Source organism: Oceaniglobus ichthyenteri (genome assembly GCF_003057885.1).
Lineage (GTDB): Bacteria > Pseudomonadota > Alphaproteobacteria > Rhodobacterales > Rhodobacteraceae > Oceaniglobus > Oceaniglobus ichthyenteri.
The window spans coordinates 78169-94371 of sequence record NZ_QAGK01000001.1 but is presented as its reverse complement, the minus strand read 5'-3'; the positions used below and the strand labels follow the sequence as shown (position 1 = coordinate 94371).

Here is a 16203-nt window from a genome sequence, read left to right as displayed (position 1 = left end):
GCCCTGTTTTCAGAGTTGTCATGTCAAGAAACGATCAACGCCCCCAAGTCCGGACAACACCACAATCCATATGAACAAAGTCTGACCGCGAATAACGACCGACACCGCCAGCCGCGCAAGCCGAGGCAGCGCGCGCCATCTGGTTCACCGAACGCGATTGCAGCCGCAAATCCGCCGCTTGTGCGCGCAGATGCAGAGAGTTTTTCGCCACACCGGATGACCGGCTGCGCAACATCGCATTGGTTTCAGGCGAACGGTAGCCGGACAACAGCATATAGGGTTCGGTCGTATCCATCAGATTATGCGCCGCGGTCATGATATCAACCGTGCGCGGATCGACACCTTTGACCTTGTTATTGCGCCAATCGCGCATGAAGTGATTCACTTCGGTCAGTGCATCCTTGATATACTTGCCTTCGATCCAATAAATCATATCGATGCTTTCGCCCGTACGGCCCGAATACATCCGCAACCGGCGAATATCACCCGCGCCGCGCAGAAAGCCGAAAGCATTGGAATAGGTAGGCGCCGCAACAACGGTTGTGGCGGCAAAGGCCCCCAGCAACGCACGCCGGGTCAGGCCCTTTGAGCAAGTATTCGTCATGGATTATGTCCCGTTTCTTACCTGTTGCCGCTTTGCGCAGCTTGATTGCTACCTCATTCCCCCAAGGTGCGTCCCCTCTATGACACGAGTGGGCGGCCGGACCAAGGTGGAAGGCGGAGCGCTGGCTCTTGTTTGAGCGAAATAGGCAAAAATTTGCTTAACGCTGTGTGACTTTTTTGGAAAATCTTGTCGCTACGGGAACTTATAATTCTGGGGCGACTTGGAATATCTGTCGTAATTGTGAGTGGACAGGGTAAAAATACCCCGGCAAAGCTGTGTTCACAGGCGTGTGATCGCCAAAACTGTTTTTGATTCGGAGTTTTTAACCTTGTTGACCGTGATGAAAACCGCCCCCCTGACCCGATTCCGATCGTTGGCCGCTGCGGCGTTGATGTCTGTGGCCGGGCTTTCTCTTTCCACCGGCATGGCCACGGCCGAAGTCACGGCATTCAAACAGGCCATTGCCGAAACCGCCGCACAGGATGACGCCCTGTCTGCATTTTATCGCGACAACGGGTATCAACCGATCTGGGTGGGCGATGACGAAGACGACCTGAACCGTCGCGCAGCATTGTTAAAGGTGCTTGAGGTGGCCGGTGAACACGGGCTGCCGGCCGATCGTTACCGCCCCGAAGATGTGCGCGCGATGCTGGCCAGTGCGCGCAGCACGCGCGACCGGGGCCGGATTGAGGTGGAGATGAGCCGCCTGTTTTTGCGTTTTGCGACCGATAAGAACACCGGCATCCTGAACCCCAACAAGGTGGTATCAGGCATCAAACGCGAAGTGCCGGTGCGCGACCGTTTGCAAATGCTGAAAGATTTCGAAACCAGCCTGCCGTTGGCTTATTTGCGGGGTCTGACCCCGACATCGCCGGAATACACCCGCCTTGTGCGCGAAAAGCTCAAGCTGGAACAGCAGATCGAACAGGGCGGATGGGGCGCGCAGGTGAACGCCGGATCGCTGAAGCCGGGCGATCAGGGGCAGCAGGTCGTTGCCCTGCGCGACCGGCTGATCGCGCTGGATTACCTGCGCCGCTCTGCGACCCAGGTCTATGATGACGAGATGCAAGGCGCCGTCGCCGAGTTTCAGCGCGACAACGGGCTGACCGACGATGGTATCGCCGGTTCCTCAACCATCGAGAAGATCAACATCGGCCCCGAGGCGCGCATGGGGCAGATCATGGTCGCGCTTGAGCGGGAACGCTGGATGAACATCGACCGGGGCAAGCGCCACATCTGGGTCAACCTGACCGATTTCAAAGCCAAGATCATCGACGATGGCGAGGTCACGTTCGAAACCCGCAGTGTGATTGGCAAGGATGTGCCAGACCGCGAAACGCCGGAATTTTCCGACGTGATGAACCATATGGTGATCAATCCATCATGGTATATTCCCCGCTCGATCATCGTAAATGAATACCTGCCGGTTCTGCGCAGCAATCCCCACGCCCTGTCGTATCTTGAGATTACCGACAGCCGGGGCCGTGTTGTGAACCGGGGCCGCGGATTCAGCCAGTATTCGGCGCGCACCTTTCCCTATTCCATGCGCCAACCCCCCAGTGCGCGCAACGCGTTGGGGTTGGTCAAGTTCATGTTCCCTAACAAGTACAACATCTATCTCCATGATACGCCTGCTAAAAACCTGTTCAGCCGCGAACGGCGCGCGTTCAGCCATGGGTGTATCCGGCTGGCCGATCCGTTTGATTTTGCCTATGCGCTGCTGGCCAAACAATCTGACGATCCAAAGGCGACATTCCATAATTACCTGAACACAGGGCGTGAAACCCGGGTGAATCTGGAACAGCCGGTGCCGGTGCATCTGGTCTATCGCACGGCCTATACCAAACCCGCCGGCGGGATGGAGTATCGCCGTGATGTTTATGGCCGCGATGCCGATATCCTTGCGGCATTGCGCGCGGCCGGGGTGGAAATACCCCGCACAGGCAGCTAACACTGTCCCCTGACAGACAGGGGGCGGCATGACCTATACAGTGAAACAGATTGCGACGGCGCTTGGGGCTCAAACCTTTGGCGCCGTTGATATTTTAATCTCGGGTGCGGCCGAACCGGCGATGGCGGGGCCGGGCGACATTGCTTTGGCGATGCAGCCGAAATATGCTGAAGGTCTGGCCAAGGGCGACGCGCGTGCCGCGATCCTGTGGGAAGGCGCCGATTGGCAGGCACTGGGGCTTGAGGCCGCATTGGTGGTGCCGCGCCCCCGTTATGCCATGGCGCATCTGACACGGCTGCTGGATCCCGGACCGCGCATTGATGCCGGAATCCATCCCACGGCGGTGGTTGATCCATCGGCACGTATCGGTGCGGGGGCGGCGATTGCGCCGTTTGTAATGATCGGCAAAGACGTTGAAATCGGCGCAAACGCCCGCATTGCCAGCCACACCAGCATTGGCGACGGCACCAGGATCGGTGCCGATGCGATGATTCTGGCGGGCGTGCGGATTGGCGAACGGATCGTCATCGGGGATCGGTTCATCGCCCAACCGGGTGCTGTGATCGGGGCCGATGGATTATCATTTGTCACGCCGCAAACCTCGGGCGTGGAACGGGCGCGCAGTAGTCTGGGCGATCAGGGTGAGATCCTTGAACAAAGCTGGACGCGTATTCATTCGCTTGGATCGGTGCGCATTGGCGATGACGTGGAACTGGGCGCAAACGCCTGTATTGATCGGGGTACGATCCGCGATACGGTGGTTGGCAACGGATGCAAGATCGACAATTTGTGCCATCTGGCCCATAATGTGGTGATGGGGCGCGATTGCCTTTTGGCGGCGCTGACCGGAATTGCCGGGTCAACCACGGTCGGCGATCGGTGTGTATTTGGCGGGCAAAGCGGTGTGGCCGACAATCTGTCGATTGGCAATGACGTGATTTCAACGGGCGGAACAAAGATCCTGTCAAATGTGCCCGCGGGCCGGGTGATGATGGGCTTTCCTGCGGTGCGGATGGATCAACATGTGGAAATGTACAAAGCCGCGCGGCGACTTCCCCGGATGTTGCGCCGATTGGTGGGTGAAAAAGCGGTTTCAAACCCGGATCAGAATGACTAGATGCCCCATGGTGAAACAACGTCTTGAGGGGGCAGAGCCGTGTCAATCGCACAGACCGTGATCTACATTATTGCCGAACAGGCGATGGTTGAACCATCAGACGTGTCGCCCGATCAAACCTTGCAGGATCTGGGCATCGACAGTCTGGGCCTGGTCGAGTGTATTTTTGCCATCGAAGAAACCTTTGATATTCAGGTGCCGTTCAACGCCAATGATCCCGCGCAAAGCGGGTTTGACATATCATCGGTGCGCGCCATCATTACGGCTGTGCAAACCCTGGTTGCGGATCAGCGACTGGAATGAAACGGGTTGTCATCACCGGGGCGGGCACGATCAATGCCTTGGGTCATACGGTGCCGCAAACCCTTGCCGCGCTGCGCGAGGGGCGCTGTGGCATTGGCCCGCTTGACATACGCGATGTTGATCGGTTGTCGATCCGCATTGGCGCAATGGTCAAGGATTATGCGCCAGAGGCGGCGTTCACCCGCCAACAGCTTTCGCTGTATGACCGGTTTACGCAATTCGCGCTGATCGCCGCGCAACAGGCAGTGGCGCAGGCCGGGCTGAAATTTGATGGCGAACTGGCCGAACGCAGCGGTGTCATATTGGGCACCGCAGGCGGCGGAATGCAAACCAGCGAAGAAAATTATCGCGCCGTCTATCAAGAGGGCAAAAACCGTGTGCATCCCTTTGTGGTGCCAAAGCTGATGAACAGCGCCGCCGCGTCGCATATTTCGATGCAATACAACCTGCAAGGCCCGACATTCACCGTTTCAACCGCCTGTGCCTCGTCAAATCACGCCATGGGACAGGCATTCAACATGGTGCGCGGTGGGCTGGCCCCGGTTATGGTTACCGGCGGGTCGGATTCGATGCTGTGCTTTGGGGGCGTCAAAGCCTGGGAAGGGCTGCGCGTGATGAGCAGGGATGCCTGCCGCCCGTTTTCATTGGGCCGGACCGGAATGGTACAGGGCGAAGGTGCGGGCATCTTCGTGTTCGAGGAATACGGGCACGCCCGCGCCCGCGGTGCCGAGATTTTGGCCGAGGTCGCAGGTTTTGCCATGACATCGGACGCGTCAGATATCGTGATGCCCAGCAAACAGGGCGCGGCGCGGGCCATGGCCGGGGCACTGCGCGATGCGCGGATCGATCCGGGGCAGGTGGGGTATATCAACGCCCATGGCACCGGCACCCTGGCCAATGACAAAACCGAATGCGCCGCCGTGGCCGAGGTATTCGGCCCCCACACCGACCGTCTGATGATTTCTTCGACCAAATCCATGCATGGACACGTGATTGGCGGCACCGGCGCGGTTGAGCTTTTGGCATGTCTCATGGCGCTGCGTGACGGGGTGATTGCACCGACCATCGGCCATGAAGCGCCCGATCCCGATTGCCCGCTTGACGTGGTGCCGAACTTGGCGCGCGCCGCACAGGTTGACGTTGTGCTGTCGAATGCGTTTGCCTTTGGCGGGCTGAACGCGGTATTGGCGTTGAAGCGGGTGTAAAACGCAAAACGCCGCACCCATCGGCGCGGCGCTCTATTGCTTTTGATACAGGGGTTAGTTGCCGTTTTTCTCGTTCACGGCCTGAAATCCGGCGGTGAACCCGTTCAGCGAAACCGCCAAGGCGACCGTTTCATCGGGGGCCGCTGCGGGTACGATTGTCAGGGTTGCCTTGGCACCGGCGCGGAACGCGGCGATGTCGGCGTTGGTGAACCCGATGCGCGCGAAACACCCGGTCGCGGCACAGAATGTATAGGGATAGCGTTTCGCCTTGCCGTTATCCACGGCCAGGGTCATTTGCGCGGTCAGCAGGGTTTCCAGCGGCGTGATCACGGTTGCACCGGCTGCGGCCTGGCTGCCTTCGGGCAGGCCAAACATGCTGATTTCAGCCACCGAATTGCCCTGTTCATCGGCCAAAAGCTGATACAACTGGCACGGATCATTGCCATCTTCGGTGCGCACACAGCGGATTTCCCAATCGCCCTCAACCTTTTCGATATAGGTTGATCCGATTCCGCCGTCGTCGCCGACTTCCTGTCCCAGGGCCAGACCATCGGCCGTGTTGCCATCGGCGGATGGCGGCGTTTGGGCAGGGGCATCTGCGGTTTGGGCCAACGCCATTGGCGCCCAGGCCACAAGAGCCATGATTCCGAGTGTTTTCAATAGATCAGACATAGTGTTCCCATCGCTCACTTCGTAGATTAGGCGCCACTTACCACGCCGCGCCGCCGCTGTCAGGTGACATTTCCGCCTTTCGCGAAACCTTGCCGCCGGATCGGTCATTTCACAGGCTTGTGCAGCAAAAAAGGGCCTGCAAACACAGGCCCTTTTAAGGTATTCTCCCTGCCGGACTGACCGACTTATGTATTGCGCAAAACTTATGAAACCTGCGACAAACCGTCAATAGAAAATTTTGCATCCTTCATTCCAAAAACTGATCATCGAAAAAGACCGCACCCCATGGGGCGCGGCCAGTTCGTCAGGGAGGAGTGTCATCCAAATCCTGCACCGGGCAGGGCGATGACATATCCACTCTGGCACAGATTGGTTAATTTTGTATTTTGATGCCAATTCAGGTGAAAAGGATAGAGCGGTGACAGATCGGATATTCGTGGGCGGCGGCGGCCCCGACCATGGCGTGGCACAGGGCCTGTTGCTGCAATACGCCAATCGGCACGGGTTGATCGCGGGGGCCACGGGCACCGGCAAAACCGTGACATTGCAGATCCTCGCCGAGGGGTTTTCCGCCGCCGGCGTGCCGGTTTTCCTGTCAGACGTCAAAGGTGATCTGTCAGGTCTGGCCAGATCCGGGTCGGTCGATTTCAAATTGCACGACGCCTTCAGTAAACGCGCCGCGACCATCGGGTTCAGCGATTATACCTATGATGCATTTCCGGTCACATTCTGGGATCTTTTCGGCAAGGCCGGGCACCCGGTGCGCACCACCATCGCCGAAATGGGCCCGCTTTTGATTTCGCGCCTGTTGGATCTGACCGAGGCGCAAGAGGGCATCATCAACATCTGTTTCCGGGTCGCGGATGAAGATGGCATGGCGCTGCTGGATCTGAAAGATCTGCAAGCGTTGCTGGTTTGGGCCGGGCAAAACGCCAAGGATCTTTCGCTGCGCTATGGCAATGTGTCTACCGCATCGATTGGCGCGATTCAGCGGCGCCTGCTGGTGCTGGAGAATCAGGGCGGTGGGCAATTTTTCGGTGAACCGGCGCTGGATCTGGCCGATGTGATGATGCTGGATGATCAGGGGCGGGGCCGGATCAACATTCTGGCCGCTGACACGCTGATGTCATCGCCCCGGCTGTATGCGACGTTTTTGTTGTGGCTGCTGAGCGAATTGTTCGAAGAACTGCCCGAGGTGGGCGATCCGGACAAACCGAAACTGGTGTTCTTTTTCGACGAGGCGCATCTGTTGTTTGATGATGCCCCCAAGGCCTTGATCGACAAGGTGGAACAGGTGGCCCGCCTGATCCGGTCCAAAGGTGTGGGGGTGTATTTCGTCACCCAGAACCCCGCTGATGTGCCCGAGGATATTCTGGGCCAGTTGGGCAACCGGGTGCAGCACGCCCTGCGCGCCTTTACCGCCCGCGATCAGACCGATTTGCGCAAAGCGGCGCAAACCTATCGCGATAATCCGCGCTTTTCCACCGAACAGGCAATCCGCGAGGTCGGCGTGGGCGAGGCAGTGACATCACTGTTGGAACGCAAGGGCGTGCCGGGCGTGGTGGAACGCACGCTGATCCGCCCGCCGTCCTCACAGCTTGGCCCGATCACCGATATGCAGCGCGCCGAGGTGATCGCCGCATCGCCGCTGAAAGGCAAATACGAAGCCGAGGTTGATCGCGACAGTGCGTTCGAAATCCTTGCCCGCCGCGCCGCCAAAGCCGCGCAAGAGGCACAGCAAACCGAAGCAAAGCAAGACCGCGAATTTAACGCTGGCCGCCGCTATTCTCCCGGAACCACCACCAGACGCGCGCCAAAGGCCAAAGATGGCTTTGGCGAGGCAATGGCAAAAATGGTGGTGAAAGAGCTGAAAGGCACCACCGGGCGGCGCATCGTGCGCGGAATCTTCGGCACCCTGTTCAAGGGGCGGTAACGCGGATCATGGCCGCAACGTCGTGATCCCGACAGCCGCGGCGCGGGCCAGTTCGGGGTCAAGCGACATCGGGATATATTCGCCCCGCCGCCACCGTTCGCCCAGATCGTCATAATGGCGCGACAGGGGGTGGCCAGATTGCCCGGTTGAAATGATGAACACCGAACTGTCGGGATCGGCAAAATCATACACCCCGCGATAGCCCGCGCCATGGACGTTTTGAAACGGGTCGGGTTCAACCCCGCTGGTGCGGCCCCGGCGCAGGGTGTTGTCACCGCCGCTGGTGGATTGGCGGATGTTGGTGAACCAACGCAAAATCGGCGTGCCGCCCAACACAGGGTGATCATGGGTCGCCTCATGGGCATCGCCCCAGCGCAGGGATTCCAGCGCGGTGCCATAGCGTTCGGAAATCCAGATCAACGCCGCATCCAGGGATTGCCGTGCCACATCCTGACAGGTTTCAACCGGTGCCGATTGCAATACATCACACCACACCGCCGCCCCACCAGTATTGCGAAACACCCGTTCGATGAATACCGGCGAAATATGGCTGAACTCTTGCGCCAGCGGGCCCAATTCATCGCGGATCAACCGATCCTGCAAGGCGCGCATCCAGGCGGCGTAAATCAACGGCTCGGGCAGATGTTCACTCATCTCGCCGTTCCAGTTGGCCAACAGATCCAGCGCGCGCTGTCGCAACCGTTCGGGCGTGCCATCGGGTGCTGGATCACCGGTAAACCACAGATCGGCGGCCACAAGGGGCAGCAACGCGCGCGCCGTCGGGCTGACTGTGTCCAACTGCGCCTCGATAAAGCTTTCGCGCGTGTGCACTTCGCGTGATTGCATCAGACGCTGCCAGCGCTGCACACGTTCGGTATCGCCCCAATCCCAGGACACATGCATGGGAAACGGGCGATCAACGGTTTTGTTGTTGGTATTGCCGAGGATTCCGCCGCTGGGCGATATGAATTCGGGGTTGGCCGTATAGGGCAGGCGACCGTTCCAGCGATTCTCAGGCAGCCAACCGGGGCTGGGCATCCGGCCCTGGCTTTGGTGATCTTCGTCGCGCGCGGGCAGAGCGCCGATTACTTTCATCGCAATATCGGTGCTGTCGACAACGGTAAGGTTCTGCGCCGGGGCAATGAAATCCTCGCCTGCGGCCAGCGCCTGTTTGACGTTTTGCGCCGCCATCAGGTTCAGCGCGGCAGTCATCGAGGTATCGGCCGATGACAGTGCCGTCCAGGCCAGGGCAGCCACGTGGCCGGGCGGTGTGATTGTGCCCAGATCGTAATGATGCGCGGGCAGGATCGGGCCATTATCGCTCCAGCGCAGGGTCAGGGTGACGGGATCGGCATCCTTGATCTGAATGATCGATGTGCGCGTTTCCAGCGGTTTATAGCCATCGGGCGTCAGCACCTCTTCGCGGTTATCGGGGTTCAGTTTTTCGATATAGACATCTTGATCATCCACATAAGCCGAGGTTATGCCCCAGCCGATTTTCGCCGATCGCCCAATCAGAACCGCCGGCACCCCCGGTATGGTCGCGCCAATCACGCCGCCGGTGGTCAGATCCAGCCGCGCCAGATACCAGATCGTGGGCGCGGTGAAATTGAGATGCGGATCATTGGCCAGCAATGTGCCCCCAGAGGCCGAGCGCGCAGGCGCGGCCGCCCAGATATTGGATGCCCCGGCAAAGGCGCGGTCATTGAACGGCGACAACGGATCGCGCGGTGTGGGATCGGACGCGGCAAAGGTCGGAACACCGGGAAACAGGCTGGCGTATTCTGGCAAGGCCGCCACAGCGGCGCCGGGAAAGTCGGGCAGAATATCGCGCACCCGCGCATCGGGCAGCATCAGGGACGTGCGTGCGCGCAGAACCTCATTATCCAGATGGCCCGATAATTGCACCGCCAGCAATTTGATGATCGCCAAACTGTCGGCGGGTTGCCACGGGGCGATCTGTGGCGCGAACATGAAAAACTCGGGCGCGCCGCGGCCTCGCGCACCGTCATTCACCTGTTCCAACCACGCATTCACACCGGCCGAATAAGCCCGCAGCGCGATCTTGGTGCTGCCGCTTTGCGCCTCGACCGATTGGCGCGCGCGATTATAAAGATCGATTCGGCGCATCAGATCGTCGATGCGCACCGTGCGTTCGCCGAACACTTCGGACAATCGCCCCTGGGCGGTGCGGCGCAGCATGGTCATTTGCCACAACCGATCCTGCGCATGGGCAAACCCCAGCCCGAAATAGACATCGGCATCCTGGCTGGCGAAAACATGGGGCACATTGGCGTTGTCACGCACAATCTCCACCGGCGCCGACAGGGCCGGCGCGCGAAAGTCGGCGGTGTAATCCGGTATTGAACGGGATGCGAAAGAATAGGTGACAAAGGCCGCAAGCAAAAGCACAGCAGCCAGCCCCAGAAATATACGCAAAAGCCAGCGAAAAAGAACAGCCATGAAACCTCGGTTGAGGGAAAGGGGATGATTAGCTAGGAAGGTGGTAAGCGATTTGAAACCGGGAGGAAAGCCGTGAGCAAACTAGCATTTTTGGGATTGGGCGTGATGGGCGGCCCGATGGCCGGGCACCTTGCCGGTGCGGGCCATGATGTAACCGTCTATAACCGCACGGCCAGCAAGGCCGAAGCCTGGGCGAAAGACCACACCGGCACCGCCGCGACCACACCGCGTGCGGCGGCAAAGGATGCCGCATTCGTGATGTGCTGCGTTGGCAATGATGACGATTTGCGCTCGGTCTGCCTGGGCGAGGATGGGGCGTTTGCGGGCATGGCCAAGGGTTCGGTTTTTGTTGACCACACCACAGTGTCGGCGGCAGTGACGCGCGAATTATATGGCGTGGCCAAGGATCACGGGATCGCCTTTGTCGATGCTCCCATTTCCGGCGGACAGGCGGGGGCCGAGAACGCCCAGCTGTCGATCATGTGTGGCGGCGATGCCGACGCCTATGCCAAGGCCGAGCCGATCATGGAAACCTATGCCAAGCTGTGCCGCCGCATTGGGGAATCGGGCGCCGGGCAGATGACCAAGATGTGCAACCAGATCGCCATTGCCGGATTGGTGCAAGGGCTGTCCGAGGCGCTGCATTTTGCCGAAAAGGCCGGGCTGGACGGGCGCGCGGTGGTTGAGGTGATCAGCCAGGGCGCGGCAGGATCGTGGCAGATGGCCAACCGCTATGAAACCATGCTGGATGACCATTTCGAACATGGGTTTGCCGTGGATTGGATGCGCAAGGATCTGGGGATCTGCCTGTCGACCGCGAATGAAAACGGCGCCTCCCTGCCGGTCACCGCGTTGGTCGATCAGTTTTACAAGGATGTGCAAAAGCTGGGCGGCGGGCGCTGGGACACGTCAGCCCTGCTCAAGCGATTGCAGGCGCTGGACTGACCCAAAGGAGCGGGCATGCGCCCGCGCTGATTTATTTGTCTGGCGCGGGCGTCCGAAGTTACGAAAAAACAACGCAATTCGGTGGCTTGGTCAGGCCGAATCCCGGCCTGACCGTTGGTGTGGCTTATCCGCGCCCGGCCAGCATCGGCAGGGTCATGGCGCTGGCGTAATCCTGCGCGCTTGACAGATAGGCGTCATAGCTTTCGCGCACCCGGGCGACATCGGTGCTTGCCGCTGTCAGTTCGTCCTGCACTTCCAACCAGGCGGTGCGCATTGCTGCAACGATATCGTCGCTGAACGCGCGGAAATCGACACCATCGGCGCGCAGGGCGGTCAGGGCCTGGGCGTTGTGGTAATCGAAATTCGCGTGGTTTTCCAATGCGGCGGCATAGGCGGCGTTTTCGCAGATGCTTTGCAGATCGGGGCTCAGTTCGGCCCAGGCGTCCTTGTTAAACACCACGGCCAGACCCGCGCCCGGTTCGGTGAGGGCTGGGAGATAGCACAGCTTGGTGATCTTTTGCAGACCGAATGCCTGATCCAGCATCGGCCCGACCCATTCAGCCGCATCAATCGCGCCCGATTGCAACGCCTGAAAGATTTCCGGAGGAGGCATCAGCACCGCGTTTACCCCCAGTTTGCGGAACACTTCGCCGCCAAGGCCGGCGATACGCATGTTCAGGCCTTTAAGGTCATCCACACTGTTGATTTCATTCTTGAACCAGCCGCCCGATTGCGTGCCCGAGTTGCCGGAGTAAAACGGCACCAGCCCGCGTTGGGCATAAATATCGTTCCAGATCTCCTGACCGCCACCGTATTTCAGCCACGCCACCTGTTCGCCCGCTGTCATGCCGAACGGCACCGCGGTGAACCAGTGCAGCGCCGGATTTTTTCCGGCAGCGTAATAGGTTGGCCCATGGCCGACGGGCGCGTTGCCTTGTTGCACTGCATCCTCAACCGCGAAGGGCGGAACCAGCTCACCGGCGCCGAACACCTTGAAGCTGAGCCGTCCATCGGACATGGCGGCCACTTTTTCTGCAAAGTTCACCACGTTTGATCCGACGCCGGGTGCATTCTTTGGGAATGCGGTGGGCAAATTCCACTCGATCTTGCCCTGTGCGATGGCGGGGCTGGCCAGCGCACCAGCGGCCGCCGTGACACCCACGCCCGAGGCGAGGAAAGTTCTGCGTTTCATGGTTTGTATCCTTCTCCCAGTTAAAAAAACCTTATCGTGTCACCCGCCAAAGACCACCTTGGGCAGCCATGTGGCAAGGGCGGGAAAGGCAATCAGCAGCCCCAGCCCCACCAGTTGCAGCCCAACAAAGGGCGCGACGCCCATGTATATGTCGCCAGTGGTGATATCGCGCGGTGCGGTCGAGCGGAAATAAAACAGTGCAAAGCCGAAAGGAGGAGTGAGAAAGCTGGTTTGCAGGTTCATCGCCAGAAGCACGCCAAACCACACCGGCGAAATGTCACCGCCCAAAACCGGCGGGCCAAGCAATGGCACGACGATATAGATGATCTCGACCGCCTCAAGAATGAATCCCAGCAGGAACACCACACCCATCACCAGCGCCAGCGCGCCCCATGTGCCCCCAGGCACGGCGGCCATCGCCTCCATCACCATTTCTTCGCCGCCAAATCCGCGAAACACCAGCGCCAGCATGGATGCGGCAACGACAATGCCAAATACCATGCCCGAGATGCGCAGCGTATCACCCACCGCGCCTTGCAACATGCCGCTGGACCACAGGCGCGTGGCGGCAACGATCACGCCCAGCACCAACAGCACCGCAAGAGCCGCCGCCAAAATGCCCAAGCTCGCCGCCTCGGTTCGGGAATCGCTGAACAGGCGCAGGGCCATCAGGGCGAAGGCGGCCGCAACCGACGTCAGCACAAGGGTACGCCCGATGCCTGACACGCCGCTGCGATATCCCGCCAACATCAGCGCGCCAATTGCACCCAGGCCTGCCGCCTCAGTGGTGGTGGCGATTCCGGCCAGGATTGACCCAAGCACCGACAGGATCAACAGCAGCGGTGGCGCGAAACTTGACAGAATCTCGGCGCCGCGTACCGGTTTGCCGGCCACGGGGGCGGGGGTGCCGCGCGCGGTAGGGCGCAGACGTATGAAAATATACAGCCCATACAGACCCACCAGAACCAGCCCCGGCAGCAATGCTCCAGCAAAAAGATCACCGACCGAAACCGGATCAGGCGCAAAGTTACCGGCCTTTTGCTGTGCCTCCAGATAGGTATTGCCAATCTGATCCCCCAGCAACACCAGCAGGATCGAGGGCGGAATGATCTGACCCAATGTACCGCTGGCACAGATTATGCCCGCCGACAGCCGTTTTGGGATGCCAGCCTCGCGCATGGTTGGCAGCGCGATCAGCACCAACATCACCACCGTCGCCCCGACAATACCGGTTGATGCGGCGATGATTGCGGAAAAGGCCAGAACCGAAATTGCCATGCCGCGTGCCGTTCCGCCCAACATCCGCCCCAGCACATCCAGCATGCTTTCGGCGAGGCGCGATTTTTCCAGCAATACGCCCATCAACACAAACAATGGCACCGCCATCAGCAATGGGTTGGACATCACCCCATACACCCGCGCCGGAAAGAAATTGAGAAACCCGATATCAAACGCGCCCGTCAGGCTGCCGATGACCGCCATCACCAATGGCACACCCGCAATCGCCAGCATCGCGGGAATGCCGCTGAGAATGCCGGCGAAAAGCGCCAGAACCATGGCGATCAGATACGCCTCGTGCGCGATCATCGGGCGGACAACGCAGGATCAAGAAGCACGGCGATGCCCTGTAATATCATCAACACACCGGCAAAAGGCAGCATGGTTTTCACCAAAAACACGCCCCCCAATCCGCCGGTTTCAATCGCCCCTTCCAGGATTTTCCAGCTATAGGCCAGATCAGGCAGCCAGGCCCAGACCATCAGACCGAACACCGGGATCAAAAACAGCACCAGCGCGGTCAGATCGGCGGCGCGGCCATAGCCCGCAGGCAAACGTTCTGACAAAACCTCAACCCGCACATGGCCCCCCCGCCGCAAACAATACGGCAGCGATAGGATCATCAGCACCGCAAACGCATAACCGGCAAGATTTTGCAGCCGGACAAAACCGGTATCAAACCCAAAGCGCAGTATGACCGTGCCCAGAACAGCGCCGGTCAAAACCGCACAGGCGGTGGCGCACAGCCAGGTGGTGATCCGGTCAAGCCCTTGGCAGACCACTAAAAAGCTGCTCCGCATCTGTTTCCCATCAGCCTTTGTGTCATCCTTGGCGCAGTATGGGGTAAAATGACACAAAGCAAGAAACGCAAACGCCGCCCCCTGACTGTGCAATTTCCCCCGCCCGGCCATCCCGAACCATTCAACGCCTTGTAACGAATGGATAAACCAAACACCATCCCCGCCGCGCCCCTATCCACCTTTGGCGCGCTACCATGGTCAGCCCGGATCAGGGTCAGAAATTTGACGACCGTACAAACCGCCCCGCCTGTTCGGCGGCGCGGCGTATCGCGTTGGATTTGTTGACGGTTTCCACAAATTCGGCCTCGGGATCGCTGTCGTAAACAACGCCGCCGCCTGCCTGAATATACAGTGTTTCATCTTTCAATACCGCAGTGCGCAGGGCGATACACATGTCCATGTCGCCCCCGGCGCTGAAATATCCAAGACCGCCACCGTAAACGCCGCGCTTTTCAGGCTCAAGTTCATCGATGATTTGCATCGCCCGTACCTTTGGCGCGCCCGAAACCGTGCCGGCAGGCATACCGGCGAAAAACGCCGACAGGGCGTCGTGTTCATCGCTAAGTTCGCCCACGACGTTACTGACGATGTGCATGACGTGGGAATATTTTTCGATGATGAATTCTTCGGTCGGACGCACGGTTCCGATTTTGGCCACGCGCCCCACGTCATTGCGGCCCAGATCAAGCAACATCAAATGTTCTGCCCGCTCTTTCGGATCGGCCAGCAGATCAGCCTCAAGCGCGCGATCATCTTCGGGGGTTTTGCCACGGGGGCGGGTGCCCGCAATCGGGCGGATGGTGATTTCACCGCCAAACACCCGCACAAGGATTTCGGGCGAGGCGCCAATCACCTGAAAGCCCCCGAAATTGAAATAGAACATGAACGGCGACGGGTTGGTGCGGCGCAAGGACCGATACAAGGCAAAAGGGGGCAGGGTGAACGGCACCGACCAGCGTTGCGATGGCACCACCTGAAAAATATCACCTTGGCGGATGTACTCTTTGGCCTTTGTGACCGCGTCCAGATACCCTTGGTGGGTAAAGTTCGAGGTCAGTTCAGGCGCGACAAGTTCGTCGCCCAGATCGCGCGATTCGCCCTTGGGCTGGCGTTCCAGATCGCGCACTGCGTCCATCACCCGCTCGGCCGCCTGGGCATAGGCGGCGCGCGCCGACAAACCACTGTCGGCCCAGGCGGGCGACACAACCGTAACTTCGCCCTTGACGCCGTCCAGAACCGCCACAACCGAGGGGCGCATCATCACCGCATCGGGCAGGCCAAGGGGGTCGGGGTTGATATCCGGCAGATTTTCAACCAGCCGGATCATATCATAGCCAAGGTATCCAAACAGCCCGGCCGCGGCGGCGGGCAGATCGGCGGGCAGATCAATGCGCGATTCGGCAATCAGCGCGCGCAGGGTATCAAGCGGCGCGCCGATCTGATCCTCCCAAGCCGTCGGATCGAAGCGGGCCTGACGGTTGATCCGGCTTTGGGTGCCGTGACATTGCCAGATCACATCGGGTTTCATACCAATGATCGAATAGCGCCCCCGCACTTCGCCCCCGGTGACCGATTCCAGAATGAAGGTATCGGCGCGCGCTTCGCCCAGTTTCAACATCAGCGAAACAGGCGTATCCAGATCCGCCGCCAGACGGGCAAACACCACCTGATTTTCACCCCGTTCATATCCGGCGGCAAAGCTTTCGTAAGTCGGGGTAAGCTGCATCTCAAACCTTCGAT

Annotated in this window: 13 protein-coding genes; 6 read left to right on the top strand and 7 right to left on the bottom strand. The window is 59.7% G+C overall.

Annotated elements, in window-relative coordinates; translation table 11 throughout:
* Nucleotides 1–34: 34 nt before the first annotated feature.
* Entirely contained in the window at nucleotides 35–604 is a 570-nt protein-coding gene (gene mepK / locus C8265_RS00455) for a peptidoglycan L,D-endopeptidase MepK (protein WP_108482012.1), read from the bottom strand.
* 340 nt (nucleotides 605–944) lie between these two features.
* Here mepK and C8265_RS00450 point away from each other — a divergent pair, with 340 nt between their 5' ends.
* The 4 genes from C8265_RS00450 to C8265_RS00435 are packed head-to-tail and all read left to right on the top strand — an operon-like array spanning nucleotide 945 to nucleotide 5180.
* Nucleotides 945–2555, top strand: coding sequence for a L,D-transpeptidase family protein (locus tag C8265_RS00450; protein WP_108482476.1), 1611 nt, complete (start codon nucleotides 945–947; stop codon nucleotides 2553–2555).
* A 28-nt stretch (nucleotides 2556–2583) separates the two neighbouring features.
* Nucleotides 2584–3672, top strand: coding sequence for a UDP-3-O-(3-hydroxymyristoyl)glucosamine N-acyltransferase (gene lpxD / locus C8265_RS00445; protein WP_108482011.1), 1089 nt, complete (start codon nucleotides 2584–2586; stop codon nucleotides 3670–3672).
* Between the two features lie 39 nt (nucleotides 3673–3711).
* Complete coding sequence (locus tag C8265_RS00440; RefSeq protein WP_108482010.1) at nucleotides 3712–3975, top strand: acyl carrier protein; 264 nt, start codon at nucleotides 3712–3714, stop codon at nucleotides 3973–3975.
* Entirely contained in the window at nucleotides 3972–5180 is a 1209-nt protein-coding gene (locus C8265_RS00435) for a beta-ketoacyl-[acyl-carrier-protein] synthase family protein (RefSeq protein WP_108482009.1), read from the top strand. The genes C8265_RS00440 and C8265_RS00435 overlap by 4 nt, the downstream gene beginning before the upstream one ends.
* A 54-nt stretch (nucleotides 5181–5234) precedes the next feature.
* Here the strand turns inward: C8265_RS00435 and C8265_RS00430 are convergent, their stop codons facing one another.
* A complete protein-coding gene (locus C8265_RS00430; protein WP_108482008.1) occupies nucleotides 5235–5852 on the bottom strand; it encodes an invasion associated locus B family protein in 618 nt (205 codons plus the stop codon).
* A 418-nt stretch (nucleotides 5853–6270) separates the two neighbouring features.
* Between C8265_RS00430 and C8265_RS00425 the strand changes: the two genes are divergently transcribed.
* Entirely contained in the window at nucleotides 6271–7785 is a 1515-nt protein-coding gene (locus tag C8265_RS00425; RefSeq protein ID WP_108482007.1) for a helicase HerA-like domain-containing protein, read from the top strand.
* Nucleotides 7786–7791: 6 nt separating this feature from the next.
* Here C8265_RS00425 and C8265_RS00420 read toward each other — a convergent pair whose 3' ends face one another.
* Nucleotides 7792–10248, bottom strand: a complete 2457-nt coding sequence (locus tag C8265_RS00420) for a penicillin acylase family protein (RefSeq protein ID WP_108482006.1) — start codon at nucleotides 10246–10248, stop codon at nucleotides 7792–7794.
* 72 nt (nucleotides 10249–10320) lie between these two features.
* On the opposite strand from C8265_RS00420, the gene C8265_RS00415 reads away from it, so the two are divergent.
* On the top strand, nucleotides 10321–11193 hold the full coding sequence (locus C8265_RS00415; RefSeq protein ID WP_108482005.1) for an NAD(P)-dependent oxidoreductase: 873 nt from the start codon (nucleotides 10321–10323) through the stop codon (nucleotides 11191–11193).
* A gap of 124 nt (nucleotides 11194–11317) precedes the next feature.
* Here the strand turns inward: C8265_RS00415 and C8265_RS00410 are convergent, their stop codons facing one another.
* The 4 genes from C8265_RS00410 to trpE form a co-directional block, all read right to left on the bottom strand.
* Nucleotides 11318–12385 carry a TRAP transporter substrate-binding protein gene (locus C8265_RS00410; RefSeq protein ID WP_108482004.1) on the bottom strand — a complete coding sequence of 356 codons (1068 nt, stop codon included), beginning with the start codon at nucleotides 12383–12385 and terminating at the stop codon, nucleotides 11318–11320.
* A 39-nt stretch (nucleotides 12386–12424) separates the two neighbouring features.
* Nucleotides 12425–13972 carry a TRAP transporter large permease gene (locus tag C8265_RS00405; protein WP_108482003.1) on the bottom strand — a complete coding sequence of 516 codons (1548 nt, stop codon included), beginning with the start codon at nucleotides 13970–13972 and terminating at the stop codon, nucleotides 12425–12427.
* Complete coding sequence (locus C8265_RS00400; RefSeq protein ID WP_108482475.1) at nucleotides 13969–14463, bottom strand: TRAP transporter small permease subunit; 495 nt, start codon at nucleotides 14461–14463, stop codon at nucleotides 13969–13971. The genes C8265_RS00405 and C8265_RS00400 overlap by 4 nt, the downstream gene beginning before the upstream one ends.
* A gap of 214 nt (nucleotides 14464–14677) precedes the next feature.
* Nucleotides 14678–16189 carry an anthranilate synthase component I gene (trpE, locus tag C8265_RS00395; RefSeq protein ID WP_108482002.1) on the bottom strand — a complete coding sequence of 504 codons (1512 nt, stop codon included), beginning with the start codon at nucleotides 16187–16189 and terminating at the stop codon, nucleotides 14678–14680.
* Nucleotides 16190–16203: the final 14 nt, after the last annotated feature.